At 63.5% G+C, this 26,044-nt stretch carries 27 protein-coding genes and 1 pseudogene; 12 read left to right on the top strand and 16 right to left on the bottom strand.

Annotation, left to right across the window (positions count from 1 at the left end; all coding sequences use genetic code 11):
* Nucleotides 1-185: 185 nt before the first annotated feature.
* The 6 genes from SBI67_RS08155 to SBI67_RS08130 all read right to left on the bottom strand — a co-directional run bounded on the left by SBI67_RS08155 (nt 186) and on the right by SBI67_RS08130 (nt 4,894).
* Nucleotides 186-1,163, bottom strand: coding sequence for an amidohydrolase family protein (locus SBI67_RS08155; protein ID WP_318980054.1), 978 nt, complete (start codon nt 1,161-1,163; stop codon nt 186-188).
* Complete coding sequence (locus SBI67_RS08150; protein WP_318980053.1) at nt 1,160-2,068, bottom strand: MBL fold metallo-hydrolase; 909 nt, start codon at nt 2,066-2,068, stop codon at nt 1,160-1,162. The genes SBI67_RS08155 and SBI67_RS08150 overlap by 4 nt, the downstream gene beginning before the upstream one ends.
* A 194-nt stretch (nt 2,069-2,262) precedes the next feature.
* Complete coding sequence (locus SBI67_RS08145; RefSeq protein ID WP_318980052.1) at nt 2,263-3,018, bottom strand: SDR family oxidoreductase; 756 nt, start codon at nt 3,016-3,018, stop codon at nt 2,263-2,265.
* Between the two features lie 197 nt (nt 3,019-3,215).
* Nucleotides 3,216-3,563, bottom strand: a complete 348-nt coding sequence (locus SBI67_RS08140; RefSeq protein ID WP_318980051.1) for a DoxX family protein — start codon at nt 3,561-3,563, stop codon at nt 3,216-3,218.
* 185 nt (nt 3,564-3,748) lie between these two features.
* Nucleotides 3,749-4,189, bottom strand: coding sequence for an HIT family protein (locus tag SBI67_RS08135; protein WP_318980050.1), 441 nt, complete (start codon nt 4,187-4,189; stop codon nt 3,749-3,751).
* Nucleotides 4,190-4,252: 63 nt separating this feature from the next.
* The gene (locus SBI67_RS08130) at nt 4,253-4,894 is read right to left on the bottom strand and encodes a TetR/AcrR family transcriptional regulator (RefSeq protein WP_318980049.1); all 642 of its coding nucleotides are present in this window, start codon (nt 4,892-4,894) and stop codon (nt 4,253-4,255) included.
* Between the two features lie 757 nt (nt 4,895-5,651).
* Between SBI67_RS08130 and SBI67_RS08125 the strand changes: the two are divergent.
* The 9 genes and pseudogenes from SBI67_RS08125 to SBI67_RS08085 form a co-directional block, all read left to right on the top strand.
* A pseudogene (locus SBI67_RS08125) lies at nt 5,652-7,067 on the top strand (cytochrome P450); the annotation flags it as partial.
* Between the two features lie 472 nt (nt 7,068-7,539).
* A complete protein-coding gene (locus tag SBI67_RS08120; RefSeq protein ID WP_318980048.1) occupies nt 7,540-8,271 on the top strand; it encodes an MBL fold metallo-hydrolase in 732 nt (243 codons plus the stop codon).
* A gap of 27 nt (nt 8,272-8,298) precedes the next feature.
* A complete protein-coding gene (locus tag SBI67_RS08115) occupies nt 8,299-9,411 on the top strand; it encodes an NAD(P)-dependent alcohol dehydrogenase (protein ID WP_318980047.1) in 1,113 nt (370 codons plus the stop codon).
* Nucleotides 9,412-9,486: 75 nt separating this feature from the next.
* Entirely contained in the window at nt 9,487-10,695 is a 1,209-nt protein-coding gene (locus SBI67_RS08110) for an oxygenase MpaB family protein (RefSeq protein WP_318980046.1), read from the top strand.
* 35 nt (nt 10,696-10,730) lie between these two features.
* Complete coding sequence (locus tag SBI67_RS08105) at nt 10,731-11,297, top strand: VOC family protein (RefSeq protein ID WP_318980045.1); 567 nt, start codon at nt 10,731-10,733, stop codon at nt 11,295-11,297.
* Nucleotides 11,294-12,943, top strand: coding sequence for an FAD-dependent monooxygenase (locus SBI67_RS08100; protein WP_318980044.1), 1,650 nt, complete (start codon nt 11,294-11,296; stop codon nt 12,941-12,943). The genes SBI67_RS08105 and SBI67_RS08100 overlap by 4 nt, the downstream gene beginning before the upstream one ends.
* Nucleotides 12,940-13,812 (top strand): fumarylacetoacetate hydrolase family protein, encoded by an 873-nt coding sequence (locus SBI67_RS08095; RefSeq protein ID WP_318980043.1) that lies wholly within the window; start codon nt 12,940-12,942, stop codon nt 13,810-13,812. The genes SBI67_RS08100 and SBI67_RS08095 overlap by 4 nt, the downstream gene beginning before the upstream one ends.
* A 130-nt stretch (nt 13,813-13,942) precedes the next feature.
* Nucleotides 13,943-14,080 carry a hypothetical protein gene (locus SBI67_RS08090; RefSeq protein ID WP_318980042.1) on the top strand — a complete coding sequence of 46 codons (138 nt, stop codon included), beginning with the start codon at nt 13,943-13,945 and terminating at the stop codon, nt 14,078-14,080.
* 163 nt (nt 14,081-14,243) lie between these two features.
* Complete coding sequence (locus SBI67_RS08085) at nt 14,244-14,417, top strand: hypothetical protein (protein WP_318980041.1); 174 nt, start codon at nt 14,244-14,246, stop codon at nt 14,415-14,417.
* 49 nt (nt 14,418-14,466) lie between these two features.
* Here SBI67_RS08085 and SBI67_RS08080 read toward each other — a convergent pair whose 3' ends face one another.
* The 3 genes from SBI67_RS08080 to SBI67_RS08070 are packed head-to-tail and all read right to left on the bottom strand — an operon-like array spanning nt 14,467 to nt 17,423.
* Nucleotides 14,467-15,963: an aldehyde dehydrogenase family protein gene (locus SBI67_RS08080; RefSeq protein ID WP_318980040.1), complete on the bottom strand. Its 1,497-nt coding sequence runs from the start codon at nt 15,961-15,963 to the stop codon at nt 14,467-14,469.
* An 18-nt stretch (nt 15,964-15,981) separates the two neighbouring features.
* A complete protein-coding gene (locus SBI67_RS29090; RefSeq protein WP_413232448.1) occupies nt 15,982-16,392 on the bottom strand; it encodes an SRPBCC family protein in 411 nt (136 codons plus the stop codon).
* A gap of 53 nt (nt 16,393-16,445) precedes the next feature.
* A complete protein-coding gene (locus SBI67_RS08070; RefSeq protein WP_318980038.1) occupies nt 16,446-17,423 on the bottom strand; it encodes an oxygenase MpaB family protein in 978 nt (325 codons plus the stop codon).
* 380 nt (nt 17,424-17,803) lie between these two features.
* On the opposite strand from SBI67_RS08070, the gene SBI67_RS08065 reads away from it, so the two are divergent.
* On the top strand, nt 17,804-18,094 hold the full coding sequence (locus tag SBI67_RS08065; protein WP_318980037.1) for a hypothetical protein: 291 nt from the start codon (nt 17,804-17,806) through the stop codon (nt 18,092-18,094).
* A gap of 658 nt (nt 18,095-18,752) precedes the next feature.
* Here SBI67_RS08065 and SBI67_RS08060 read toward each other — a convergent pair.
* Nucleotides 18,753-19,751, bottom strand: a complete 999-nt coding sequence (locus tag SBI67_RS08060) for an amidohydrolase family protein (protein ID WP_318980036.1) — start codon at nt 19,749-19,751, stop codon at nt 18,753-18,755.
* A 68-nt stretch (nt 19,752-19,819) separates the two neighbouring features.
* Here SBI67_RS08060 and SBI67_RS08055 point away from each other — a divergent pair, with 68 nt between their 5' ends.
* Nucleotides 19,820-20,251 carry a MarR family winged helix-turn-helix transcriptional regulator gene (locus tag SBI67_RS08055; RefSeq protein WP_318980035.1) on the top strand — a complete coding sequence of 144 codons (432 nt, stop codon included), beginning with the start codon at nt 19,820-19,822 and terminating at the stop codon, nt 20,249-20,251.
* 9 nt (nt 20,252-20,260) lie between these two features.
* On the opposite strand, the gene SBI67_RS08050 is transcribed toward SBI67_RS08055, so the two are convergent.
* From SBI67_RS08050 to SBI67_RS29085, 6 genes are all read right to left on the bottom strand, one after another.
* Nucleotides 20,261-20,626, bottom strand: coding sequence for a hypothetical protein (locus SBI67_RS08050; RefSeq protein ID WP_318980034.1), 366 nt, complete (start codon nt 20,624-20,626; stop codon nt 20,261-20,263).
* 60 nt (nt 20,627-20,686) lie between these two features.
* Nucleotides 20,687-21,799 carry a xanthine dehydrogenase family protein molybdopterin-binding subunit gene (locus SBI67_RS08045; RefSeq protein WP_318980033.1) on the bottom strand — a complete coding sequence of 371 codons (1,113 nt, stop codon included), beginning with the start codon at nt 21,797-21,799 and terminating at the stop codon, nt 20,687-20,689.
* 6 nt (nt 21,800-21,805) lie between these two features.
* A complete protein-coding gene (locus tag SBI67_RS08040) occupies nt 21,806-22,897 on the bottom strand; it encodes a xanthine dehydrogenase family protein molybdopterin-binding subunit (protein ID WP_318980032.1) in 1,092 nt (363 codons plus the stop codon).
* Nucleotides 22,894-23,850 (bottom strand): FAD binding domain-containing protein, encoded by a 957-nt coding sequence (locus SBI67_RS08035; RefSeq protein ID WP_318980031.1) that lies wholly within the window; start codon nt 23,848-23,850, stop codon nt 22,894-22,896. The genes SBI67_RS08040 and SBI67_RS08035 overlap by 4 nt, the downstream gene beginning before the upstream one ends.
* Before the next feature lie 22 nt (nt 23,851-23,872).
* Nucleotides 23,873-24,526, bottom strand: coding sequence for a (2Fe-2S)-binding protein (locus tag SBI67_RS08030; protein WP_318980030.1), 654 nt, complete (start codon nt 24,524-24,526; stop codon nt 23,873-23,875).
* Nucleotides 24,527-24,802: 276 nt separating this feature from the next.
* Nucleotides 24,803-25,126, bottom strand: coding sequence for an SDR family NAD(P)-dependent oxidoreductase (locus tag SBI67_RS29085; RefSeq protein ID WP_413232447.1), 324 nt, complete (start codon nt 25,124-25,126; stop codon nt 24,803-24,805).
* 86 nt (nt 25,127-25,212) lie between these two features.
* On the opposite strand from SBI67_RS29085, the gene SBI67_RS08025 reads away from it, so the two are divergent.
* Nucleotides 25,213-26,031 carry a helix-turn-helix transcriptional regulator gene (locus tag SBI67_RS08025; protein ID WP_318980029.1) on the top strand — a complete coding sequence of 273 codons (819 nt, stop codon included), beginning with the start codon at nt 25,213-25,215 and terminating at the stop codon, nt 26,029-26,031.
* Nucleotides 26,032-26,044 lie beyond the last annotated feature (13 nt).

Below are 26,044 nucleotides of genomic sequence, written 5' to 3'. Positions count from 1 at the left end.
GAATTTTGGTGCACATCCGTCGTGCTACGCGGTTCTGCGGACACCGGCATACCACCCGATAGTGCTTGGCGGCGTCGTGAGCGGGAAGGGTCGGTTTATCCGAGGATTGCAGATCCCCTGCGTGGCTTCGGCGGGGAACGCGCGTGCGGAGTTCGGCGATTGGTGTCGCCGATGGACATGACGCGTCAACGAGTTCTGCGGGCAAGCCGCGGGAACAGCGCCGTGGCGGTGGTCGCCATCGCCGAGAGTTCGTTGTCGTCGAGGATCGTCGTCGACTTCAGAAGCTGCATGTTGGTTTCGATGACGCTCTCACCTGCCGGTGGATAATCGGATCCGAACACGATATGCGACGCGGTCGTCGTTTCGAGAAGCGGCAACAGCGAATTGGAGTGCGCCGACAGCGCCGTGTCGTAGTACAAACCAGCCAACTGGCTTCGGATTTCGTCGGCTGTCACATTGTCGGGGTTCGGCACCCACCCAAGCATTCCGGTGGTTGCGATGCGGGTGGCCAGCACCGGTAGCACGCCGCCGGCGTGGGCGATGATGAAATTGATCCGCGGGTAGCGCAGGAATACCCGCGCGTAGATGGCGTCGACCACAGTGCGGGCGGTGTCCATGGGAAACTCGATGACCGGCCCGGGCCTGCCGCAGGACAGATGCGGGAAGCCAGCTGGTTCGACCGGATGGACGAATACTGTAGCTGCACGCTCATTGAGCGCTGCGAAGATGTCATCGAAGACTTGATCACCGAGGTAGCGGCCACCGTAGTTGGTGATCAGGACGAAACCGTCTGTGTTCAGATCATCTGCAGCACGGTCGATCTCGGACAGTGCGACTCGGGGTTCGGCTAGCGGGAGGCTGGCCAGCAGACCGAACCTGTCAGGCTTGTCTGCAACGACGTCGGCGCCGAAATCGTTGAAGCGGCGTGCCGAGTAGGCGGTCAGCTGATTGGGGTTGGACAGCAATTGGGCGCGTATTGCATGAGAGTCCATGAACTCGATAGCGAGTTCGGGGCTCCACTTGCTCGCCGGCGGGAACAGGAAGTTGCTGCGTTGATGGGTGGCGAGTATCGCGGCGCGCCTGTCATCTGGTACCGGTGGGGCATAGTGTGCGTGCACATCCACGAGGTCCGCGCCGGTACGTTCCGTCAGGGTCGTGGTCATGTCGGCGGGTTTGTCCTTTCGACGGTTTTCGGTCTTGTGACCGGTTCTGGGCGTGGCGGCCCGGCGAGGATGTCGGTGGCGATCGGCTGCCAGCGGACTGCACCGGACGGATCCCGGTCTACACGACCGAACGGCTGATCGCCGAAGTGTATTGCGAATGCGTATGTGTCTGGTTGGCAGAGTTCCTCGAGAAGGCGAGCGCGCGCCCCTGGGACCAGATCGGGGGCAGCGTCCGGCGCCGATCCCCAATCCGGGTGGCTCAGTTGCGCCGGTACGTGAAACGCATCCCCGAAAGCGAGAAGTCGTCTACCGGAGGATGAGGTGATGAGATACGACGTGTGGCCCGCGCTGTGGCCGGGAGTGATGATTGCCTTGATGCCAGGCATGATCTCCTCACCGTCCGTCACCCGCCTGAGAGTCGAGAGCCGCTCCATGGGCGCGACGATGGAGTCGTGGTCGCACGCGCCGAGCGGGCGCTCCCCGCGATGGAACGGCTGGAGTTCCGACTCGGCGACGACGTACTGCGCATGGGCGAACGCTGGCACCCTGCGACCGTCATCGTTCAGGAAGGCCCAACCGGCGTGATCGACGTGAAGATGGGTCAGGGCGAATACATCGACATCCTCGGTTCGGACGCCCAACGCGTCGAGAGTATGCAGGAACTCCCCGGAGTCGTTTTGTCCGATCGCGTTGTCGGTCTTCACATCGCCTAATCCAGCATCGATGAGCACCGTGTGGCCGCCCGACTCGACCAGTAGTCCGCCGGCCGACATCGCGACATAGCCGTCAGGGCTCACCTCATCAGGATGGTCATCCCAGTAGCTGGTCGGGATCGAGTTGAGAAAGAGTGCTGCGGCCAGCCACATCGATCCGTCCACGACGTAGGTGAACGTGAATTCGTCCATCTGCCAGCGCCGTATGGACGACTGTTCTGCTAGCTTTCCGATAGCGGCTCTCATGCTGCACTTTCGCTGGTAGGGAGGGGCGTGTCGATCCAAGCCGGGCTCAAGTGGTGAGCATCGCACCAGGCCGTGAGTTGTTGCGCCAGAGGCAATGTCATGGGGTCGCTTGAGGTGCGAGTATTGGGCACCGCTAGGGCTTACATTTGGGCGCCGCCGCTGACCAGTAGGTGCTGGCCACTCACCCACCCCGCTAGGTCGCTTGCGAAGTACTCTGCGGCGTCGGCGACGTCCTCTGGACGTCCCATCCTGCCGCCAATGGGCCGCATCGCGGCATTCATCTTGTTGTAGCGGTCGTCGGGGGCGATGTCGGTGAACACTCCGGCCCCCTCGATGACTGTGGGCAGAATGGTGTTCACCGTGATGCCGCGCCTGCCGAGCTCCAACGCGAGCACACCCACCAAGTATCGGGGCGCCATCTTGCTGGATCCATACAGTCCTACGCCAGCGAATGGACTGCACGTGGTGCTCGAGCCGATGTAGATGATTCGACCGTTATCGGCGATGTGGTGCGCAGCCTTCTGTAGCGTGAAGAACGCGCCCTTGGTGTTGATCGCGAAAAGGTGATCGAACTGCTCCTCGGTTACCTCCAGGACCGGTTGATCGATGATCTCGACACCGGCGTTGGCAACCACCACGTGCAAGTCGCCGAACGCGGCGCGTGAGCTCTCGAAGAGCCTGTCCAGTTCAGCGGTCTTCGACACGTCGGCTTTGATAGCGATAGCCTTGCCGCCCGCGTCCTCGGCATCCTTGACTGTTTGCACCGCATTGGCTTCATCGCCCGAATAGTTGACGACGACGGATGCGCCGCACGATGCATATCGCAGTGCGATGGCGCGACCGATACCTCGCGCCGATCCCGTGATCAGCGCTACCTTTCCGCTGAGATCGGTCATACCTTGGGCCCCTTCGAATTTCGTAGACGAGTGCTGCCGCTGATCGGAGTCGACGTCGCAGAACGGATGGCGACGAGGCAGCGTCCGCTGCAGGCCACGATAGAGCAGTGCTTGCAGGCTAGCAAGCAAACAGCCGATGCGTTCATGCGACAATGCCCACACGTACCGGACATTGAAAGTCGCTATGTGGCAATGGGTCAACGAGTGACGAAACGTAGGATCAGGGCGCCCACCCCCAAGGCGAGCAGGAACAGCGCAGGTGCGACGTTTCCATTTCGGGAGCGTATGTGAGCGCCGACGGCCCCGAGGAAGTACAGCACAACGCCGCCGGCCGCGGCGACCCCGATGAGCCACCAGCGTAGGCCAAAGAGGAGGCCGGCCGACCCCGCAAGTTCTGTCGAGGCCAGAACTGCGGCGTACTTTGGCGGAAATCCGACCGTCGCCAAACTTTCGACGGTGGTGGCATGGCCGGCAAGCTTTGCGACGCCGGTCACGCTCAGGGCCAGTGCGAGCAGGCAGCATAAAACTGTTAAGGCGACGAACATTGCTTGGTTCCATTCGTTTGTGGTCGGAATCGATTGCGGGGCATCGTGAGCCGGCCGAAAAGGTTGTCCGGCGCAGCTTGCGGGCAAGCAAGACGAATGTCAACTGGTCGAACTCAGGAGGCCCGGAGAGAGCTCGAAGCGGAGTTTTGAGCATGGGCGTGGGCCAACCGGCGCAGGCTGCGTACCTACCCGTTTCGGATCGTCTGCGCGAGCACCGAGCACACATGATCGCGGAGTTCGGGTTGCTCCAGGATCGAATCCCTGGCCAGAATGCGAGATAGTAGTTGGGCACCTCGGTCGGCGGGATTCGACGGTGATAGCGGCACTCCGACCAGTACGTGAACGTGGCGTACGCCCTCGCCGAGCGCGTATGTGTAGGTGCGGTCCGCGCCTGTCGTTACTTGCAGACATGTGGATACGTCACGGACAAGGACGCCCAGCGAGGTGGCTTCGTCGTGGTCAAGTTCGGCCAGTGTCTCGACGTGACGGATTGTTTGAATGGCGAGCCAGCCCGGTGCGGCGACACCCGGGTGTGCCGAGACGGCCCACAACGCATCCTGGTAAATCCATCCGCCGGGCGGCGGCGCCGACGAGGTTAAGCGTTCGCACAGTGTGCAGTCAGTCACCCGGCCCAACGTAGTGCTATGACTTGCTGGCAAGCAAGCAGTTGGACGCTTGCGTCGACCTTGTTATGACCGCCGCCGGCGGGGGGCCGGGGCAGTCTTCGATGTCGCCTTCGCGGACTTCGGGCGCTTTGTCCTTGCAGGTGGCGGAGAAGCGGAGTCTTTGCCGGTGAGGCCCGAAATCGCGACCCGGGCGGCCTGGTCGGCGACCTCGTCGATGGAAGTGCGTGAACGGGTGCCTTCGTACCACTGGGTGGTCCCGTTACACATGCCTACGAGCAGTAGGGCCTGCATCATCGGGGGAGCGGGGAGGAATGTCCCGGCTCGTTGACCGGCCTTGACTACGTCGGCGATGCGGTGGACATAGTCGGACATGCCCTTTCGCAGTGTTTCAGCGCGTTCGCCGCTGAGCTTGTTCAACTCCGCGAACTGGACGCGGAAGGTGTCGGGCTGGGCCAGTACGACGCGGACATGGTTGCGCACGATCTCCGTCAAAGCCGTAGTGGGCTCCAGATCGGCGTCGAAAATGGGTTGTGACGTCGAGATCATCGACTCTCCGGCCTGTGCAATCAGCTCGTACAGGATCTCGTCTTTGGCGCGGAAGTAGTGATAGACGGCTTGGCGGCGAAAACCCAACTCCACGGCGATCTGATTGAGATTCGTCTCGCGGTAGCCCTGTTCGGCGAACAGTTTGGTCGCGGCGCGCAAGATGTCCTGACGACGTGCGGCGTCCTTATGCTCTACGGGGCGGGGTCCGCTCGCGGTCTGCTCCGGTCGCGTTCGATCTACCACTACGGTGTCCTTCCGACAAATGTCGGGTATCAGGCTAGTGCTTTGCCAACCCGTAAGGCCGGGCACACACATACTCACGTGTCGGTCACGCACTTTCCGTGCGACCCACCTGTGGCTTCATTCAACTTGACGTTGTGCGAACACGTACCCCGGAGAGTCCTTGCTCAGCGCCCAGTTGAACTATCGGTGTGCCCCTTGACCAGCCATCGTTAACGCTGACAAGCCCGATATGGCCGACGGGCAGGACGATTACACCGGTAGGTGTCGCGGGATACCGCGCGCCGTGGGTTCATTGCGTGAGCCGGGCTGCAGAAGTGGCCGGTGTACGCGCGCCTCGTGCTTGCTCGACACGTGCATTGAGACGGTGCCGTGCGACAGCCTACTTGCTGGCAGGCAGCCTAGGTACATGTCGGTAAAAGTGCATTGAGTGAAGTTGATCCGTTGCGAGTTCGCAATCGTGTGGTGCCGGCTGCCAGTCGGGGTGACAGCCGCGGCGCGGATCCCTCATCAGAGTCATTATTTCGCAGGTGATTTGGGATGTCTCAGTAACTCGGAATGGTGAAGGTCTCGACGGAAGTGTGATGGCCCCGAAACTTGACATGCGTCAAGTTTCGGGGAGATCATCGACTATCGGTGATCTCCACCACACGTCCTCGCAACTCAGGAGCCGCACATGGCGACCATCAGTACCTCCCGTTACCTTTTGGACCAGATCAAGCGGCGGCTTACCTTGATGCCGGCGACGACGCCGGGGCTTGGCGCTCTGGAGAAGCGGCTCAAGGTCAAGGACTGGGACCAATTCGTGCTCGCCGAGCCATTTGCCGGCAGTGGGCTCAAGCCGGTCATGGGTGACTCCGGTTTGCCGGTCCTTGGGCACGCAATCGAGATGTTCCGTGGCGGTCCGGACTATGCACTGGACCTATACCGAAGGCACGGCCCTATCTACTTCACCGCTTCGCCGGCATTGTCGTCGGTGATGGCACTGGGGCCCGACGCCACTCAGGCGGTCTTCTCCAACCGCAACAAGGACTTCTCGCAGCGCGCCTGGGCCAAGGCGATCGGCCCGTTCTTCGAGGGCGGTCTGATGCTGCTCGACTTCGACGAGCACATGTTTCATCGCCGGATCATGCAGGAGGCTTTCACCCGCACCCGGCTCAGCGGCTACATATCGCACATCGATTCGGTGGCCTCGACCGTGTTGACCGACGACTGGGTGGCCGAGGACCCGCGGTTCCTTTTCCATCCGGCGATCAAGGTACTCACGCTCGACATCGCTTCCGAGGTGTTCATGGGCGTGCCGGCCGGCACCGACCGATCTCTGGTCACCACAGTCAACAACGCGTTTACCACCACCACGCGCGCCGGCAATGCGATCGTGCGAGCCTCGGTGCCGCCACTGAAGTGGTGGCGCGGTATCCGGGCCCGCAAGACCTTGGAGGACTACTTCGCCAGCCGCATCGGCGAGAAGCGGCGCTCGGAGGGGACTGACATGTTCAGTGTGTTGTGCCATGCCGCTGATGAGGACGGGCAGACCTTCACCGACGACCAGATCGTCAGCCACATGATCTTCCTGATGATGGCCGCACACGACACCTCAACCTCGACGATGACGACGATGGCCTACCACCTGGCGGCCAATCCGGAGTGGCAGGAGCGCTTGCGCGACGATTCCGCGCGGATCGGCGACGGGCCCCTGGACTTGGAATCGCTGGAGAAGCTAGAAACTTTCGACTTGGTAATCAACGAGTCGCTGCGGATGATGACGCCGCTGCCGTTCAATTTCCGCGAAGCCGTGCGCGACACCGAATTGCTGGGCTACTTCATCCCGGCCGGGACCAGCGTGCTGACCTGGCCGTCAGTCAACCATCGGTTGCCTGAATTGTGGACGGATCCAGAGAAGTTCGACCCGGAGCGTTTCGCCGAGCCGCGCAGCGAGCACAAGAGGCACCGCTATGCATTCGCACCGTTCGGCGGTGGTGCGCACAAGTGCATCGGAATGGTGTTCGGCCAGTTGGAGATCAAGACGGTGATGCACCGGTTGCTGCGGCGTTACCAGCTGGAACTCGCCAGTCCGGATTACCAGCCGCGCTAAGACCACGGCGGCATGCCGGTACCCGTCGACGGCATGCCGATTGTGCTGCGCCCGCTGCGCTGACATCGGACCACTGCGCGCGCCGGCGTGGGTGATCCTCCCAATGCAGCATTGCTCTGCTATCCATTGGCGGCATGACTTGCTTGCTAGCAAGGACATGACGGGTCGCGCGTGTCCGGCCATGATCAGGAGGTTGTGGGGATGGCGACCGCAGGGTTACCGGCGCCAGGGCAGGGCCTGATGCCACCCTGATCTGGTTCGCATCGCTGGCGCCCCGAGCCGAATCGTCGCTGACTTTGGCCGACCGGTTGACCCGTCCGCGGGGCTGGTTGCCCGAAATGCACCGCAAAATAACGCTCGGGGCGAGGCCCGCCTTGACAGCTTGCTTGCGCGCAAGTAGACATGGAGTATGTGGGAGGCACCGTTGCGTGTGGGGGGAGTAGACGTTCACCCGGTTGTCGACGGGATCATGCCGGTGCCACTGTCGGTGCTCTATCCCGATGTCTCTGAGGACGTGTGGCGAAGCATGTCCACCGATCTCAGTTCCGATGGCCGCTTAAATGTTCCCTACGGGGGATTCCTCGCCGTCGATTCGTCGGGTAGCACCGTGTTGATCGACACCGGCGGCGGTCCGACGCCGTCACCGCTGCCGGATGGCTCGTTGCCTCACCGGTCCTCCGAACTCCCGGGCGTGCTACGTGCGCTCGGTGTGACGCCCGGCCAGATCGATCACGTGGTCCTGACCCACTTTCATTCCGACCACATCGGCTGGGCCACGGTCGACGGTGCGCCGTACTTTCCGAATGCCGTTTACCACGTGCACGAGCTCGAATGGGCAAGCCTGAACCCGGAACACGAGGCACGCCACGTGCTGCAGCCGATCGTGTCGCACCTGGCGTTCTGGTCCGGCGCGCGAGCCATGCCGCTGCCGTGGCTCACCCTGCATCACGCGCCGGGGCATTCACCGGGCAATGCCCTTGTCGTGGTATCCGATGTGAACGGCCAGGACGCCTTGGCGTTCGTCGGTGATCTGTTCCATCACCCGCTGGGTGTGGCCAACGCCGAGTGGCGGTGCGGCTTCGATGCTGACGCCGGTGCCGCTGCACGGCAACGCTTCGAATGGGCCGAACGGCTGAGGGCCGCCAGGATGCCGATTGTCAGTTCCCACTTTCCCGGCATGAATCCATTGATCGCGTACTGATTCGACGACCGTGAAGGGTGCAGAAGGATGATGGCGACCACGGCAGCGGTGAGCCGTGCTGGGGCTAGCGGCTTTGTTGTCGAGCAGGTGGGCGTCGAGACGCCGCGCGCGGATGAGGTGATTGTCCGCTTCTTCGCGGCCGGCTTATGCCGCACTGACCTTGAGGTCGCTGCAGGGCGTCTTCCGACGCCGCTGCCCGTGGTGTCGGGGCACGAGGGAGCGGGCGTGGTCGAGTACGCCGGTTCGGGCGTGGAGGGATTCGCTGTGGGCGACCGGGTGATCGCCGGCTTCAACTTCTGTGGGTGTTGCGCCAATTGTCGAGGTGGGATGCCGGCGTATTGCCCCGATCACTTCGCATTGAACTTCGGGGCGCAGCGCGCCGACGGGTCCGTAGGCCTCCGCGACCAGAGCGGCAGGCCGATCCACGACCACTTCTTCGGGCAATCATCTTTCGCCGGCCTGAGTCTTTGTCGGCCGAGCGGATTGGTCAAGGTGGACGCTGACATCCCGGCGCCGGTGCTCGCGCCACTGGGGTGTGGAGTCAGCACCGGCGCTGGCGCAGTGTGGAACGTACTGAACGCCGAACCCGGAGCCACGTTGCTTGTCATCGGTGCAGGAGCGGTCGGGCTGAGTGCGGTCATGGCGGCGGTCGCGTCGGGCGTAGCTCGAATCATCGTCGCCGACAGGCACCCGGCGCGGCTGGATCTCGCGGTGCAACTCGGCGCCACCGACGTGGTCGACATCAACGCCACCCCGCCAGTCGATGCGGTAATGGAACTCACCGGTGGCGCGGGTGTCGGCCTGGCTCTGGAGTCCACCGGATCTCCGGAGTCGATGACGGCCGCGGTGGCTTCATTGGCTCCGTTGGGCCGGGCCGCGATCCTCGGCATTGCGCCTGCGCAAGCCGAGTTCCGAACCGACGCCTTCGAGTTGTTGTTGGGCCGCAGCGTCATGGGGTCGGTCATCGGCCATCAGGCACCCGCCGTGTTGATACCGCGAATCCTGCAGTTGTACCGACAGGGCCGGTTCCCACTCGAACAGATCACGACGGTCTATCCGCTGGAGTCCATCAACGACGCGGTCGCCGACGTCGAAGCCGGTGTCACCGTCAAGGCGGTTCTCGAACATCATCACGATTGAGGAAGAAGTAGACAAGTGAGCGAAGCATCGATTGATCCGGTGAACCGGAGGAATCCCCAATGCCCCAGTGCATTTGTGTATTTCGAAGAGGCCGAGCGGCCCAGCGGCATCGGCTTGACGAAGCGGCTCGAGAAGCTCGCGAAGGCCGATCTTCGGCTACCACCGGAAGTGGTGTCGAGCATGGGTCGCGCGCTCGATCAGGGTGACCGACTTGGCGACGCCTGGTACGCCGACGCGAGGACTCGCGGGTCGGTACGGCAGGCCCGGGAGGAGTTCAACACCGCGGTTCACGGTGGCATCAAGGCGGTGGACGATCCGTCGCCTGCCCTCGTTGAGCTCTTCACCCAGATCCACACGGAACCGGATTGGTTGGATTGGGACCTTCTGGACCGCGGAGCGAAGGTGTTTCGGCGATACGGAAAAGAGCTCTATCCGTACTTCGGGATGGCAACGTTCGCCGGATACCGCACCCCGTCGGTCACCAAGCCGCTGATTCTGACCGGCGCCTACACCGGAAATTCAGCGCTGAACCGGTTTTGGGAGACGTGCAAGCACTGGACGGACATCAGCGAGCCGGACGGAATGCGTAGAGGCAATCCCGGGTACGTGACCTCCCTGCACGTGCGGCTCCTACACTGCATGATTCGAGCGCGCATCATCAACCACAAGGAATGGGACCGTCCGCGCCTCGGCGTTCCGATCAGCCAATTCAACATGTTCACCACATTGATGGCGGGTTCGATCATCTCTGGGGCGCAACTACGCACGATCGGCTACCGGACGACCGATGACGACATCGTCGCCATGCTGCACATGTGGCGTTACATCGGCTACGTGATGGGCGTAGAGACACCGTGGTATCCGGAAACGATGGAGGATGCCTACCGGGCGATGCGGTTGACCGCGCTGGCGCAGCGCACCGAGGACAACGACGACAGCCGCAAGCTGTGTCATTCCTTCATGGATTCCTACAAACCCGATCCCGAGGACCGAGGATGGAAGCGGGCCAAGGCCGAGCTGAACTACCGATTCCAGTTGGGCCACGCCTACTTCTACACCCCGGGGTCGTACGTCAAGTCGGACTTTCCGAACGTCGGGCCCTGGCGCTTTGCACCACTGTTGCGGTTCGCCCCGAACTTCATCCGGGACACCGCTTGCCAGAAGATTCCGACCGTTGCGCGGCTGGTCGACCACCGGCACCGCGAATGGCGACGCAAGGAGCTTGACCGCACGCTCGGAGCCGGTAAGGGCAGCTACAGCCCGGTCGAGACGCTATCCCGCTAGCGCGGATCAATTCAGGCAAGGAGTCGAAAGAGAGCATGAGCGAGTCGTTTCGCATCGGCTTGTCCGAGGTCGTCCTGCGTACCCCGTACTACGAGAGGTTATGTTGGTTCTATTCCGAGGTGTTGCGGCGGCCTCCGACGCTGGATATGACTCCCGCCGGTGGAGTGGACACAACGGATCCGGACACGCCGACCCGGATCGCGTTCTTCCAACTGCCGGGTGGATTTCCTTACACACAACGCATCGCGGTGTTCGAATGCGCCGATGTCGGTGGGACCGACCGACGTTCGGTCGGGCTCCACCACCTGCAGGTCCGATACCCCGACCTGGAGCGCTTGCACGGTCAGTACCGCCACCTCAAGGCGCTGGGCGAGCTCCCGATCGAAGCGGCCAACCACGGCGTGGCCAGCAGCCTCTATTACCGCGACCCTGACGGCAACAAGGTGGAGTTGTCGGGCATGAACTTCGCGACAGAAGAGGAGATGGGAACGTTCATGCAGTCCGAGGATTTCCAGCGCAATCCTGACGGGCACAAGATCGATCCCGAGGAGTACTTCGCGCCGGGAGGCGAGGCCGCAGGTTACAGCGGTGTCCGTCGATGACGGTGACCGTCGCCAGTCAGGCCATCTACGAGATCGACTCGGATGAGTACGACGTCGTCGTGGTCGGAGCGGGACCGGTCGGGCTCGCCGCGGCGATCGATCTGGGGACGCGAAGCGTCCGCGTTCTGGTGGTCGACAGCAGTGACGGGTCGATCACCTACCCGACTGCCGAGTCCATCGACGTCAGAACGATGGAATGGCTTCGCCAGCATCAACTGTCGGGTGAAGTGGAGAGGAGTGGCTTCCCAGCTGACCACCCCCGGGACATAGCCTTTGTGACTCGGTTGACAGCGCACGAGGTCGCCCGCTTTCCTCGACCATCCAATGCGGATAGGTTGTTGTCGTTATCGGGCACGAGTCCAGAAGGTGGCGCGTGGTGGCCGAAATTCTGGTTCGATACCGCTTTGCGCAACAGGGCGAATGCGCTTCCTTCCGTTACCGTTCGATACGGATGGCGGTGCTTGCGGACAGCCGAGGACAGCGATGGTGTCGTCGCGTTTCTCCAGCGGTCGCGGGACGTCAGCAAGCGGGTGATGGCCTCCTACATCGTCGCTTGCGACGGAGCCGGGTCCACCATTCGTCGCCAGCTCGGCGTGGCACTGGAGGGGGTTCCGGCGGAAGCTACCTGGCAGGGCGTCTTCGCCGATATCCCCGACCTTCTCGCGATAACCGATGCGCGCCCCGCGGTGCAGTATTACGCCCTCCGGCCTCGCCGGGCGATTTTCGGCTCGCTCAACGGCGACAATTTGTGGCGCGTCACGTATCCGCTGCGACCCGGCGAGCGCCATGGTGTCGGCGATGTGGTGGCGACGATCAGGGACTGCATTGGCAGCGTCGACATCGAGGTGAATGTCGTCGACTCCAGAACGTGGTCCGGACGAACTGTGGTCGCATCGGCTTACCGTGTCGGGCGTGTTCTGCTGGCCGGGGACGCCGCTCATCAGATGTGGCCATCGGGAGGTCACGGCATGAACACGGGAATAGGGGACGTGCACAACCTCTGTTGGAAGCTTGACATGGTGCTTCGTGGACAGGCCGGGCCCGAATTGCTCGACAGTTACCACCTGGAACGCAAGCCTGTCGCCGAGCGCAATGCACGACGCGCCCAAGCAAACTACTTGGCGGACATCGCCTTACCGACGGTTGCGAATCTCGATGACGACGGCAAGGACGGCGATACAGCCCGGGCCCGCGCAGCCGATGCCGTGATGCGAACGCGGGCGGTGGAATGGTCTTCGCTCGGCACCCAACTCGGATACCGCTACACGGGGTCTCCCGTGGTGATCGGTGCCGACACCTCGGAGGCACCCGACGGCCACAGCACGTACGTTCCCGCAGGTATGCCAGGCCGCCGAGCCCCTCACGTCGAACTTCCGGACGGCAGTTCCGTGCTCGACCTTTTCGGCCGGTCTTTCGTACTGCTCGTTTCACCGGACGGGCCCGACGTCGATGACTGGATAGCGTCTTTCGCCGATTCAGGAGCGCCGTTGGACGTCATCCACTTACGCGGGAGCGACGCATCCGCCTCATACCCGATGCCCTTGACGTTGGTCAGGCCAGACGGATTCATCGCCTGGGCTGGCAGCAGCTCTGAAGATGCTGGTGCTCTCACGGCGGTTGTGCTGTGCAGAACGGTCGTGCGGTGACACGGTTCGCGCAGACCACCCAAGGCGTGGCACGAATTGAAGGGGAGAATCTCTGCCTTCTGGACTTGGCTCTATCACTCGACGACCTCATCCGCGGCGGTCAGCTGGACCGAGCGCTGAACGCGCCGGTTCGAGACGTCGTAGCGGTCGAAGCGGTGCCGATGCTCGCGCCCGTTCGCCGGCCTGGAAAGATCTGCATCGTCGGGCTCAACTACGCCGACCATGCTTGCGAGATCGGCGCGGACGTGCCATCGCACCCGCGCTTCCATTTCGCGGTGGGTTCGGCGGTGAGCAATCCGGGCGATGCCATCGTGCTACCCGAATTGGCCGCCGAGGAAGTGGATTACGAGGGGGAGGTGGCACTCATCATGGGAACGGCGGCCTGCCGCGTGACCGTCGACGACGCGTGGCGCCATGCCGCAGGGCTCACCGCGGCCAACGACGTGTCGGCGCGGGACGTCCAACTAGGTCGTCGCGCGCATGCCGGACGTGCGAGCGTCCCCGTCGCGAAGTCGTTCGACAGCTTCAAACCGCTGGGGCCCTGCATGATGAGCGCCGACGATGTCGACACCGGGGAGCCCCTCGTGTTGCGGACGTACGTCGACGACGAATTACGTCAACAGGCGTCCACTACCGACATGATTTTCGGTTTCGCCGAGCTGATATCGGAGATTAGCCACTACGTCACGCTCGAGCCTGGGGACGTCATCCTGACCGGAACTCCCGCGGGTGTCGCCGAGAACACCGGGAAGTTCCTGAAAGCCGGTCAGACCGTTCGCGTCGAGATTGACGGTATCGGCGCGCTGTCGAACCCGGTGCGCCGCATGGCGGGCGAGAGCCTCCGGGTCGCTGCGACAATCGAGCCGTGACAGTTATCCGAGCTGCCCTCGCACCGGGAGTATCGGCGTCGGTTGTTCCCGTAGCTCCGGTGAGCTCACGGCGCTGCTGGAGACCGGCCGCGTCATGCGCGCGTGGATCGGTGGCGGCACAGTAAACCTCTTGAATCTGCCCATGTTCTGCCAAGACGGTATCGGCCGTCCCGGGTTCAGCGCCCGGCGGGAGCCAGCGGCCAACGTCATCGTCACCGAAACCGCATTGGCCCGTGGGACGCAGGCGTTTCCGATCCTCGATCGCTGACCGGCACTTGAGGCGTCGTATTGGTCGGCGAGTACATCCCCCAACGCAGCGACAGAGTGTGGCTACGGAAGAACCCGGCTGATCAGGCTGACGCAATTCGAGCGGCAGGCTTTCCCGAGGGCGGTGTTCTTGTGCAGCCGCTAGTTCTGCACTGGACGGGAACTTGGGCATCATCGGCACCGACATCGAGCGGATGTCTTCCGTCCGCTTCGGGCTGGCGCGTCTCCGCAGTTCGATCTTCACCGGAGCGAGGATGAACGCTTTCTCCGCGAGACTGTTCACGGTGACCTCCACACCGAATACCCCGGTCAGTATGGAGATCAAGGCCGTCTTCTAACTCTCGCCTGGAGGCGCGTCGTCCTGATCGGTTCCACCGGCGACCGACGTCAGGCTTGCAGATCGTAGGCCACGACCTTCTGCACGGTGTAGTGATCGAGGACCGTGCCGAGCGTCCCCTCTCGGCCGAATCCACTCTCCTTGACTCCGCCGATCGCTTGGCCGGGGGTCAAGTTGAAGTAGCGGTTGATCCAGACCGTTCCCGTGTCCATCGAACGCGCAATCCGCTGTGCGCGTGAGACATCCTTCGTCCACACACCACCGGCGAGGCCGTACCGAGTGTCGTTGACCTGGTGGAGCATTGCGGTCTCATCCGTCCACCCGATGACGGAGGTGACGGGCCCGAATATCTCCTCTTGCGCGATGCGCATGTCGTTGCGGACATCGGTAAAGACCGTGGGCTGAACAAACCAGCCGTTTTCGAAACCTGGTACGGTGGCCCGATTTCCACCATGAAAGACGGTTGCCCCCTCCGCTCGCCCGATGTCGATGTAGTCGAGGATCTTCACGAACTGGGCCTCGGATGCCTGTGCTCCGAGCGTGGTGGTCGGATCGAGGGGATCGCCCTGCCGCACGAAGGCGAGCATGCTGTGCAGGTGCTCGAGGAACTCCTCCCTGACGGCATCGTGGACGAACACCCGTGATCCGGCCAGGCACACCTCTCCTTTGTTGACGACGGTGGACACCGCCACGGATGCTGCTGCGGCGGCGACGTCGGCGTCGGGGCAGACGATGTTGGCCGATTTACCACCGAGTTCAAGGGTCTGCGGAATGATGTTTGTCGATGCATATCGCAGGATCTTCCGGGCGGTTTCCCGGCTGCCTGTGAACGCGACTTTTCGGATATCGGGGTGCCCGACCAGTTCCTCGCCGACTTCCGCTCCGAGTCCCGTCACGACGTTGATCACTCCGGGCGGCAGGAGATCACAAATGTCGTCGATGAGCTCGAGGACCGATAGGCAGACGGACTCGGCAGGTTTCAAGACAACCGTACATCCGGCCGCCAGCGCCGGCGCGAGCTTCATCGAAGCCATCAGCAGGGCGACGTTCCATGGAATGATCTGCGCTACCGGGCCGATCGCCTGACGATGAGTGACGACCGTCGTGTCACAGAAGTCCGCAACGTCACCCTTCACGTGGTACGCGGCACCTGCGAAGTACTCGAATTGCTCTATCGCAGAGGGCACGTCGTGAAGATAGGCTTCGGTGACCGGCTTACCGTTGTTCAGTGACTCAAGGACCGCGTAGTCGAGACGGCGCTGGCGCAGCCTGTCGGCGATGGCCAGCGGCGCGCGTTGCCGTTGCACAGGCGGCGTGCCGGACCACGAGGGAAACGCTGCGCGCGCAGCCCGCACCGCCTCCTGGACATCGGCTGGGCTGCTGCGTGCGATGTGCCCGACCACATCGCGCGTCGCGGGATTGCACAGGTCCAGGACGCGACCTCTGCGCGTATCGCACCACTGTCCGTTGATGAAGTTGCCGTAGGACCTGGGCGTGGCGAATCGCGCGGCGGTCGCTCGAACGGCGTCGTCATCAAGCGCCGGCATACCAACCTCCTCGGTTGTTTACGACGATTCCAGTCGTTGCTTGACGGATTCGATGTAACGGTCATGCACATCGGCATTGGCCGCACCATCGGGTGGGACGCGATACGTCCTGTCGGTGTTCTCGGCGGGCGGGTAGCTGATCCTCATGTGCCTGCGGAACAACGTGCCCGTGCCGGCGGGCTCGAATTCGTACTGAATGCGACACGACACGTCGGAATCTCCCAGCGCGTCGGTTTCGATAACCCACCGGCGGTCGACTTCGCAGGTGCTCACCCGCCATCGAACGTCGAAGCCCGGTTGACCGCCGCCTATGGTTTCGACGAATTCGTCGCCGTTGGTGGCGCGAGCATCATCTCCGCTGAAACGGACGTCATCGGTAACTGGATGCGTGCCGACCCAGTTGCGTGGCCGGGTGACGAAGTCGAACACCGCCGCGGGCGGGCGACCGATAAAGCCGCGACTTGATGTCGAGACATCCCACGTCACGGTTCACTCCGATGTGTGGCGTGGGCGTTCTCGTACAGGGCGGCATCGGACGCCGCAACGGACTGCCGAGCGGCGGCAAGATTGTCTTCGATGTGGGCGCTCCATTTCGTCGGTTCGGTTCGCAGCGAACTTCTGAACGACCGCACCCGCTCGATCGCCGCGTCGATGACCCTGTCGGCCGCTCGTGATCGTGAGATGCCGAGTTCGTCGGCCACGGCGTCGCCATGGAACATGCGGGCGAGCGACGCCAGCCCGCGAGATCCCAGCGGTTCGGGCAGCCGGAGGCCGACGTGGAGCAGATCGGCGATGGAGTTCAGCGTGGCGGACGCGAGCGCCACGGAATCGTCGATCAGAGGTCCGGTGACATATTGCAACAAAGTGTCGACTCGGGCTGCCTGTTCGTGAGTGGAGACCCCCTGGACAAGCCGTGCGTCGATGCCCAGCAGATGCGCGAGAAGCCACCAGTATCTGTACAGGGAGCGGGTTTCGCGCGAGGTCAGTGAGAACCCCATGATCGCCTCGGCGCGCATCGAGGTGTAGGTGAAATCGAGCCAGGTGCGCGCCAGATCAACTTGGTTGATGGGGACACCATGCAGGGCTTCGTCGAAGCCGCGATTGCGCGCCACTCGTCGCATCTGCGCGTGCAGCATCCGGACTTGAAGGGTCGCCACGTAGCCCGGCTGCCCCGGACGCAGACCACCGGGGAGCATGGCGGTTGACACCCATTTTCCGGTTTCCCGGATGCGGCGATCGGCTCCTTCGATCAGGCGTCCCGTCGTCGCGAGAACCTGGGAGATGGAGGGCGATTCGTAAACGCGGATGAGCGCGCCGGCACTCAGCGACACCATGTGAACGGGCGGAGGCATGGTGTAGAAGGCAAGCGAACCCCTGTCGATCAGCGCGTCGTTCGCGAAGTCGGGAAACGTTTCGCAGTGCCTCAGAAGGGCTTCGACAGCAGGGGGCGGATCGTTCACCGATGCTAGACCGTTCCGTATTCCGGCGTCGAGGCAGGCGCGCGCGCTTCGTCCAGGTGCGTGCAGTTCCTCCGCAGCGGCATCGGCTAGCGGGTCGCCGGTCTGTAAGGCCCACTGCAACAGATCAGCGCGGCTGCGCCCGAACTGGAGTAGGGCTCCCGAGTGGGTGCCCCTTCCGGGTGGGAAGGGCGAAGGTGAATCGTCGTGCACGAGTGGCACTCCTGTCGGTCGATACTCGTCGGCTGCGCGCGCCGCCCCTCACCAACAATGCCATATGCTTGCTTTCGCGCAAGCAGGGCACCTCGGCCAGCTGGGGGAACTGCCAGTAGCGTCAGGTCGACCCGCGGCGATCCCGACCGCTGCGCCGATTGGTCGGGGGGATGATCTGGGGAGCGAGCCAGGCGTTGTTAGAGGAGTCTCCGTTTGATGCGGCCGGGCGCTTCGCCGGTGTCGATCTGGGCGCCTACCACTTCGCCGTAAACGCGGACGTGGGCGGCATTCACGTCGAGACGATCGATGGCCCCGAAGGTTTCGCCAACGAACGCGGTGCCGAAGGAGTCGGCGAAATCGGCGTCCTGGGTACGGTGGCGGCAGTGGCGAACACGGTGCATCACGCCACCGGGAAGAGGGTGCGGAAGACACCGATCCTGGTGGACGATCTCATTCCGTGAAGTGCTCTGGAGCACGATAAATCGGGGTCCTAGAGCCCGTACAACCCGGTGAGCAGATCCGTGCGGTTCCCTCGACCGAGGCTGCTTTGACGGTTCCATCGTCGGTGACGTCGGCCCACACCTGCAGCTCGGCATCGGACGTCAAGGAGTCGTTCGACGACACCCTCGAGTCGATCGCCAGCCCCGGGCTCACCCAGGTCGACATCATGACGTCCGAGCCCCACATGCAAGCCGGCACCTGCGACGCATACCAGCGTTTACGCCTAGTAGCGGCTTCGGCGCTGGGAGTGAAGAACCCGTGGTCGCTGAACACGAGTGCATCGACATCAACCTACTGTCGATGCACGCCGATGTGTGCACGCTCAAACATCATCTGATCGGCCTCGAGTTGGATCTGGCCGTGGACCTGGCTGCTCGACACGTGGTGTTTGCCGCGGCACGGGTACATCCACTTGCCCCTGCACCGCGCGGGGACTCCATCGCCGTGCTAACGGATGCGTTCGTGAAGCTGGCGACATGTGCTGACGGTGGGGCGGACGTCCTGGCAGTGGTGTGGGCCATCGGTTCGAAGAGCGTGGGTTGTGTGTACGAGGTGGCCAACCTGATCGCGTTCGAGGACCCGTGCGACGGAGTTGACGCGAGTGCGACCGATCCGGCTCTACCGCGACGCGAATCGGGACAGCAACTTTCGCGCATTGCCTTCCATCACCGCGGCCAGTGTGTCGGGTCGGTCGCCGAAATACGCGTCTACGTTGCGCGTGTACCATGCCGCAGCTGACGGGCTGACCGCCGGGAAGTCGGTGCCGAACAGGATCTGGTTCACCGGTACGAAATTCTCCAGGGCCACGAGGTTCGTTTCGAATCCCGAGAGAGCGGTCTCGTAATAGAAGGTGCGAAAGTCGGCGATGATCTCGTCGGCGGTGAGATCACAGTCGGTGTGGAACGCACACAGTCCGGCCACCCGCGATGCGAGGAACGGCGTGCTTCCGCCGGAGTGCGACAAGATGATTCGCACATTCGGGAACTGGCGCTTGCGTCCGCTCGTGACGAGGTCGGCCGCGGCCTTGTAGGTCTCGTTGGGCACCTCCACCACCGGTACCGGCAGGAACTTGTTCGGTGCGGGGTTGCGCCCGGGGGTCTGTTCGCCGTGGAGGAACACGACGGCCTTCCTCCGGTCGAGTTCGGCCCACAGGGTTTCGAACACGGCGTCGCCGAGCGACCGGGCGTTCTCGCCGGTTCCGTAGACGTTGGTCACGGTGACCCCGTCCGCGCCCAGCACGTCCAGCGCGTAGGCCACCTCCTCCAGTGCCGCGTCTGGATCGGTGGGTGACGGCAGGTGGGCGAAGAAGCCGAAGCGGCCGGGATGTTCGTCGGCGACCTGCCGACAGAATGTGTTGATCTCGCGAGCGAACCCGCGGCGGCTTGTTGCCGGTAGGTAGGGCTCGATGTCGTTGGGAAGGGACAGGATTGCCGTGGAGATGCCCATGGCGTCCATGAACGCGAGGCTTGCGTCGGGGGTCCAGGCCGGCGCGTCCGCGGTGAACTTCCACCCCGAATTCGCTCCCAACGCGCCCGCGACGTCTTCGCCGAACAGTTGCGGTGGGAACGCATGGTGATGGAGGTCTATCCGGGCAGTGGCGGGTGGTGTCGCGGGCATCTCATCAGGGTGGGCAAATAGTTGACAAAAGTCAATAGTTGACAGATGACATTGATATGGTGATGCCGGTGACCAGGGATCAACGCGCCGTCGAGATGCGACTCCTCGATGCGCTGTATCGACTGAACAAATCGGTCCTGGGTGCTGCTCGAACGCACGTTGCGGCAGTGGCGAAACTGGACCTCGTCGATTTCCTGATACTGCGGTCGATCGAGCTCGGCGTGGACGCACCTGGCGATCTCGTTCGAGATCTGGGCCTGCACGCGTCGGTGGTCAGTCGCGCGGTGACCAAGTTGGCCAAAGCCGGGTTGGTGGTGCGGGCCGTGGACCCCGCCGATTCGAGGCGGTCCTACCTCACTCTCACGCCGGCGGCCGAGGTCGCCATCTCCGAGGTGGAGGGGCGTGTGCAACCCATGCTGCACGATCGCCTCGGGCGGCTGACCGCTCAACAGATCACCACCCTGCTGGAGTGCTTCGACATCCTCAACGGCGCCGAGTAGCCACCCGGGTCACATGGCCGGGATGGTCGGCTGCAGGACGGCGCGCGCGACTGCCTCGGTGCGCAGGTGCTCGAAGGCCACGTAGTCCGGGTCGTTGACCATGTCGACGAAGCTCTGCCGAGTCGGGTAGCTGACCAGCAGCACCATGTCCCAGTCGCCGAGTTCCGTCGCGACGAGGGAGGGATGGCCAGCACCGGCGTAGATGATCGTGACCCCGTACCGCTCATTGAGTCCCGAGGTCGTGAACCGCTCGATGTACTGCAGGTACCGGGCAGTGCCGTCCGGCACGAATTGCAGCAGGTTCAGCATCACCACCGGGCCGTCGGGATCGGCGGCGACGAAACGCTCGAGATCGGATGCATCGAGAACTGACATGGAAACTCCTCCATCGAATAACTTTTTGTCAAACGACACGCAACGGCGTGGATTACGCGATCAGCGCAGCAGGACCTCCGGATGGATGGGCAGGTCACGGACCCGGAGTCCGGTGGCGTTGTAAACGGCATTGGCTATTGCCGCGGCCGATCCCACGGCGCCGAGTTCGCCGACGCCGCGCGCTCCGACCTCGCTGAAATCGGGGTCGTCGCCGTCGAGGCATACCGCATCGATGAACGGAACATCCGCGTTGACCGGAACGACGTAGTCGGCCAGGTTGGTGGCGGCCAAGCGGCCCGAAGGGTCGATCGGATCGGCTTCCAGCAAGGCGTGCCCGATGCCGAAGATGACGCCTCCGACCACCTGGCTGCGGGCCGCCTTCGCGTTGATCACCCGACCGATGTCCACGACGGTGGTGAATCTGGCGACGCGCGTTTCTCCCGTCAACGAGTTGACCCGCACCTCGCAGAAGTGCGCTCCGAACCCATGTGCAGCGAACTGGGGAGAAATGCTGTCGGCGCTGCTGTGGATGGCGTCGATTCCCGGGATTCGCATCCTGTGTAGCAGATCAGCGAAACCTAAGCGCGCGTTGCCCGCTCGCAACGTGCCGGCAGCGTAGGACACTGGTGCGTCCGAATCTGCCAGCGGCGAACTTGGATTCGACGAGGCGACCCTGACGAGATTGTCGATCGCGGCCCGTGCGGCGGCCCGTGCGGCGGTCCGGGCCGTCGGAGCCATGCTGCCGGTTGCGCGGGAGCCGACGGCGCCGGGCCCAGGCGGCAGGATGGTGTCCCCCACCTCGGTGACGATACGGTCCATCGGCAGGCCTACCGCGTCGGCGATGACGATCGCCAATGCGGTCGCGGCACCCGTGCCGATGTCCATGATGCTCGTCGACGCCAGTACGGTGCCGTCATCGCGAAACTGCACCCGAACCGCGTTCGCGGAACGGCCGGCGGCCGGGTAGATCGCCGTAGCCATCCCCATGCCGATCAGCCACTGGCCGTCGCGGATCGTTGCGGGGATGCTGGCGCGGCGTTCCCAGCCGAATCGACTGGCGCCGAGTCGGTAGCATTCATCGAGTCTTTTGCTGGTCCAACGGCGATTGGTGCCGGGCAGTGTCGTCGCGTAGTTGCGCATCCGTAACTGCACCGGGTCGACGCCGGTCGCCACCGCCAGTTAATCCATCGCGGTTTCGATCGCAAACGCTCCGGGCGCTTCATTGGGCGCCCGCATTGCCCAGCTCGGTGGAGTGTCCAGAGTGACCTGGCGTTGGTCCACATGCAGATTCGGGGTGCGGTACAGCGCTGCGGTGGTCTCGGCCGCGGTGCGCATGGGCCAGCCGCCCACCGCTGGGGCCTCGGCGTCGGATTCGTGGCTGACTGCGGTGAGTGTCCCGTCGGCGCGCGCACCCAAGCGCACTCGCTGGCGAACCGCCGAGCGGTGCCCGACGATGGTGAAGACCTGGGTGCGGGTCAAGATCAACTTGACCGGACGGTTCAGCTGGCGAGCCGCCGCTGCGCCCAGGATGACGTCCGACCACGGGAGCACGCGGCTGCCGAAGCCGCCACCGACGTATGTCGAGATGATCCGCAGCTGCTCGGGCGTCAGCCCGAGTGCACCGGTGATGCCGGCAATGGCCCGGCCGGGAAACTGGGTGCCTGTGTAGAGCGTCAGGACGTTTTGGCGCCAGACCGCCACGGACGCGTGCGGTTCCATCGCCGCGGCATGCTGAGCCGGTTGGGTGACGGTGGTCTCGACGGTGATATCACTGTCGCCTAGTGCGGCCTCGATCGAGGTGATCCCCGGCGCCAGGATGGTCTTGTTGCCCGAGTCCGGCATGGCGATGCTGACTCCGGGTCCGGCGTCGGCCAGCGATGTTCTCGGAGTGCGGGACTGGTAGTCGACGGTGATCATGGCCGCTGCGTCACGCGCATGCTCGAAGCTGTCGGCAACCACCACACCGATGGCCTGGCCGTGAAAGCGCACCTCACGGTCTTGTAGCGGACGGTACTTCTCGCCGAGCGCATCTTCGGCGACAGGCTGCAGCTGCAGCGGAGCGAACGGGGTGTACACCGCGAGCACACCCGGTGCGCGCGTTGCCGCGTCGGTGTTCATCGCGGTGACGGTCCCCAGCCCGGTGGCGGCCGAAACCAACACGGCATGCACCAGATCCGGCTCCTGGTAGTCCGCCGAGTACCGCGCCGCACCGGTTGTCTTGGCCCGCCCGTCGACGCGGGAGATTTCGCCGCCCAGCGGTGACGGAGTCATGCGATGCCTGTGACGTCGGTAAGAGCTCGGATGATCGCCCGGCGTAACAGATGAGTCTTGAAACCATTGTGGCTCAGCGGTCGGGCGTCGGTGGCCGCTGCTTGGGCGGCAGTCTCGATGGTGACCGCGGTGGCGGGCCGGTTCGTCAGCAGCTTCTCCACGTCGAGCAGTCGCCATGGCACCGTGGCCACCCCACCGGCGGCCAGGCGGGCGCGGACGATGATGTTGTCGCGCAGCGTGATCGCGACCGCCACGGAGGTGAGCGCGAATTCGTAGGACTGGCGATCGCGCACCTTGAGGTAGCCCGTCTTGGTTCCTTTGGGAAACCGGGGTGCTGTGATGGTGGTGATCAGTTCTCCCGGCTTCAAATCGCTTTCGACCTCCGGTGTAGCACCGGGCTTGCGGTAGAACTGTTCGAGGGCAACACTGCCCCCACCTTCTGAACTGCTCAGTTCCACCGCTGCCTCGGCGGCCACCAGTGCGACGGCGACGTCACTGGCGTGGGTGGCTACACAGGCGTCACTGGTACCGAGTATGGCGTGGCCGCGGTTGTAGCCGTCGATGGCCGGGCAGCCGGTTCCGGGCTCGCGCTTGTTGCATGGCATCGATACATCGCGGAAGTAGCTGCATCGAGTGCGCTGCAAGAGGTTTCCGCCCATGCTGGCCATGTTGCGTAATTGCGGAGAGGCGCTGAGTTCCAGTGCTCGGATGACCAGGCTGAAATCACTTCGCACGGCCGGATGTTCGGCGACGTCGCTCATGCGTTCCAGCGCACCGATACGCAGACCGGCGCTACCGACCGTGATGCCGGTCAAGGGCAAGCCGTTGATGTCGACCACCTGCTCGGGGGTCAGCACCTCCAACTTCATCAGGTCGACCAGGGTCGTGCCACCGGCGAGATACGCCTTGGCCGAGCCGCCGTGGGTGGTGGCTGCGGCCACCGAATCGACCACGGTATAGCCGTAGGGGCGCATATCAGGACATCCGATCGCTGGCTGCCTTGACGGCTTCGACGATGAAAGGGTAAGCGCTGCAACGGCAAATGTTGCCCGACATCTGCTCGCGGATCTCGTCGTCGGTGCCGGTGCGTCCGCCCTCGATGACGGCCACGGCCGACATGATCTGGCCGGGTGTGCAGAAGCCGCACTGAAAGGCGTCGTTGTCGATGAAAGCCTGCTGTACGGGATGCAACTCATCGCCGTCGGCCAGGCCTTCGATGGTCATGACCGCGCGGCGTTGCACGGTTGCCGCCAAGGTCAGGCATGACAGTACCCGCCGTCCGTCGACATGCACCGTGCAAGCACCGCATTGCCCGTGGTCGCATCCCTTCTTGGTGCCGGTCAGTCCGATGCGATCGCGCAGTGCGTCCAGTAACGTCGTTCGCGGGTCGAGGTCGACTGTGTGCTCGGTGCCGTTGACACGTAACGTCACCGGAATGTCGGCCGCAGAAGCAGCAGATTCTGCGCCGCGGTCGGCGAGCCGCGTTACCAGGACGGTGCCGCCTACCGATACCACGACAGCGGTGCCGCTCCAGCCGATGAAACTGCGCCGCGATACTCCAGATGGCTCGTCGGGGGTGGTCGATTCAGGTTCAGCTTCGGTGCGATTGTCGATAGGGTTTTCGGGCATCGGTTCTCCGTCTTGGGCTGCAGCGCGTCGAAGTGCTAACCACGATTCCCGCCCGTCGAGCTGTCGTTCAGAGACGGGTTATCCGCGGATAGCTGGTCCTGTGATTCGGCTTCGCCGCCAGCCGTCGTCGGCGCGTGTCGATGGGCTGCCGAATCGGCTTCGGCCGCAGCAGATGTCAGGCTGATCGGACTGGACAGTGACGTTGCAGGCTGTCAGGTGTTGCGCCTTTTCGACGTGGATCGGATGTCTTTTCACCACGGGTACTGCTCACCGGTATCACCGGTGAACTGTCCTGTCGGTCCATCGTTGGCGATGAGGGCCATGGCCACGGCTACTGTTGCTCCGTCGGCAGGGTCGCCGGCACCCGGGGTGGGCTGTCCACCGTTGAGTGGCGCGGTATCCCGGACATACCGCGTTCACCTTCACGCCGTCGGGCCGCAGTTCGTTGGCGTACAGGACGGTGAGGGCGTTCAACGCTGCCTTGGAAGTCTGGTAGGCGGCTTGATTCAGTTTGGTGACTTCGATTTGGGGGTCGGTGATCAGGGCGATTGATCCCATTGCGCTCGAGACGTTGACGACTCGCGGGGAGGTCGATCTCATGTGCTCCACTGTGGCTGGGAGGCACTCGGCGAACCAGACACAGGTTGTGTCAGCCATGAGCACTGCGTCAGAGGCATCATGGGGTGATGGATCAACGGCCGCTGGCTCGGTTCCTGCGGGACCGACGGGCGCGACTCACGCCTTCCGACGTCGGGCTGCCCAACGATGGTCGACGGCGGACTGCCGGCCTGCGACGTGAGGAAGTCGCGGCAATGGCGCACATTTCGGCGTCGTACTACACCCGCCTTGAGCAAGCTCGTGCGTCGCGGCCGTCGGGGGGAGTGCTCGAGGGTCTCAGCTGCGCGCTGCAACTGGATCAAGACGAGCGGTCCCTCTTGTTGAGCCTTTCCGGACGTGTGGAACATGACAGAGGCATGCCCGGGCGCTCGGCGTCGAGGATCCCGGAGCTGATCCATCGCATGCCTGGCACCGCGGTGCTCGTCCTGGACACGAAGTATGACCTCATCGGTTGCAATGAACTGGCGGCAGCTCTGTTTGGGGATCCGTTCTCCAGGACACCTACCGAGCGCAATCTGATGAGGAACTTCTTCCTCCAGCCAGATGTCTCTCAGCGCCACTTCGGGGTCACGGGCAGCGAAGACTTCGCACGCTTCGCCGTGAGTCAACTCCGCCTGGCCGCGACACGGTATCCACGCGATGACGGCATCAGCAGTTTGATCGCCGAGTTGCGTCTTCGGAGTTCGGAATTCGAGGATCTGTGGCATCAGGTCGACGTAGTGCTACCACGTCATCAGATCAAGAGGATGACGCACTCAGTCGTGGGGCCGATCGAGATGCACTGCGACTTACTCGCGATTCCGGACTCGGACACCTCGTTGGTGCTCTTTACCGCCGAGCCCGGCACGCGAACGCAATCGGCACTATCGACCTTGTCGAGATTGTGAGCCGGACCCTGGA

It is taken from the genome of Mycolicibacterium chengduense (genome assembly GCF_033741155.1).
Lineage (GTDB): Bacteria > Actinomycetota > Actinomycetes > Mycobacteriales > Mycobacteriaceae > Mycobacterium.
The sequence above is the reverse complement of the archived record's forward strand: the minus strand, read 5'-3'. Positions and strand labels throughout refer to the sequence as shown.

Bases quoted from the DNA above. Each gene is read 5' to 3' on its own strand.
- SBI67_RS08155 (WP_318980054.1), bottom strand. From the start codon at position 1,163: ATGACCACGACCCTGACGGAACGTACCGGCGCGGACCTCGTGGATGTG.
- SBI67_RS08060 (WP_318980036.1), bottom strand. From the start codon at position 19,751: ATGCCCGCGACACCACCCGCCACTGCCCGGATAGACCTCCATCACCAT.
- SBI67_RS08145 (WP_318980052.1), bottom strand. From the start codon at position 3,018: ATGACCGATCTCAGCGGAAAGGTAGCGCTGATCACGGGATCGGCGCGA.
- SBI67_RS08150 (WP_318980053.1), bottom strand. From the start codon at position 2,068: ATGGACGAATTCACGTTCACCTACGTCGTGGACGGATCGATGTGGCTG.
- SBI67_RS08030 (WP_318980030.1), bottom strand. From the start codon at position 24,526: ATGCCCGAAAACCCTATCGACAATCGCACCGAAGCTGAACCTGAATCG.
- SBI67_RS08115 (WP_318980047.1), top strand. From the start codon at position 8,299: ATGATGGCGACCACGGCAGCGGTGAGCCGTGCTGGGGCTAGCGGCTTT.
- SBI67_RS08065 (WP_318980037.1), top strand. From the start codon at position 17,804: ATGATCTGGGGAGCGAGCCAGGCGTTGTTAGAGGAGTCTCCGTTTGAT.
- SBI67_RS08100 (WP_318980044.1), top strand. From the start codon at position 11,294: ATGACGGTGACCGTCGCCAGTCAGGCCATCTACGAGATCGACTCGGAT.
- SBI67_RS08040 (WP_318980032.1), bottom strand. From the start codon at position 22,897: ATGACTCCGTCACCGCTGGGCGGCGAAATCTCCCGCGTCGACGGGCGG.
- SBI67_RS08080 (WP_318980040.1), bottom strand. From the start codon at position 15,963: ATGCCGGCGCTTGATGACGACGCCGTTCGAGCGACCGCCGCGCGATTC.
- SBI67_RS08025 (WP_318980029.1), top strand. From the start codon at position 25,213: ATGGATCAACGGCCGCTGGCTCGGTTCCTGCGGGACCGACGGGCGCGA.
- SBI67_RS08050 (WP_318980034.1), bottom strand. From the start codon at position 20,626: ATGTCAGTTCTCGATGCATCCGATCTCGAGCGTTTCGTCGCCGCCGAT.
- SBI67_RS29085 (WP_413232447.1), bottom strand. From the start codon at position 25,126: ATGAGATCGACCTCCCCGCGAGTCGTCAACGTCTCGAGCGCAATGGGA.
- SBI67_RS08105 (WP_318980045.1), top strand. From the start codon at position 10,731: ATGAGCGAGTCGTTTCGCATCGGCTTGTCCGAGGTCGTCCTGCGTACC.
- SBI67_RS08140 (WP_318980051.1), bottom strand. From the start codon at position 3,563: ATGTTCGTCGCCTTAACAGTTTTATGCTGCCTGCTCGCACTGGCCCTG.
- SBI67_RS08120 (WP_318980048.1), top strand. From the start codon at position 7,540: ATGCCGGTGCCACTGTCGGTGCTCTATCCCGATGTCTCTGAGGACGTG.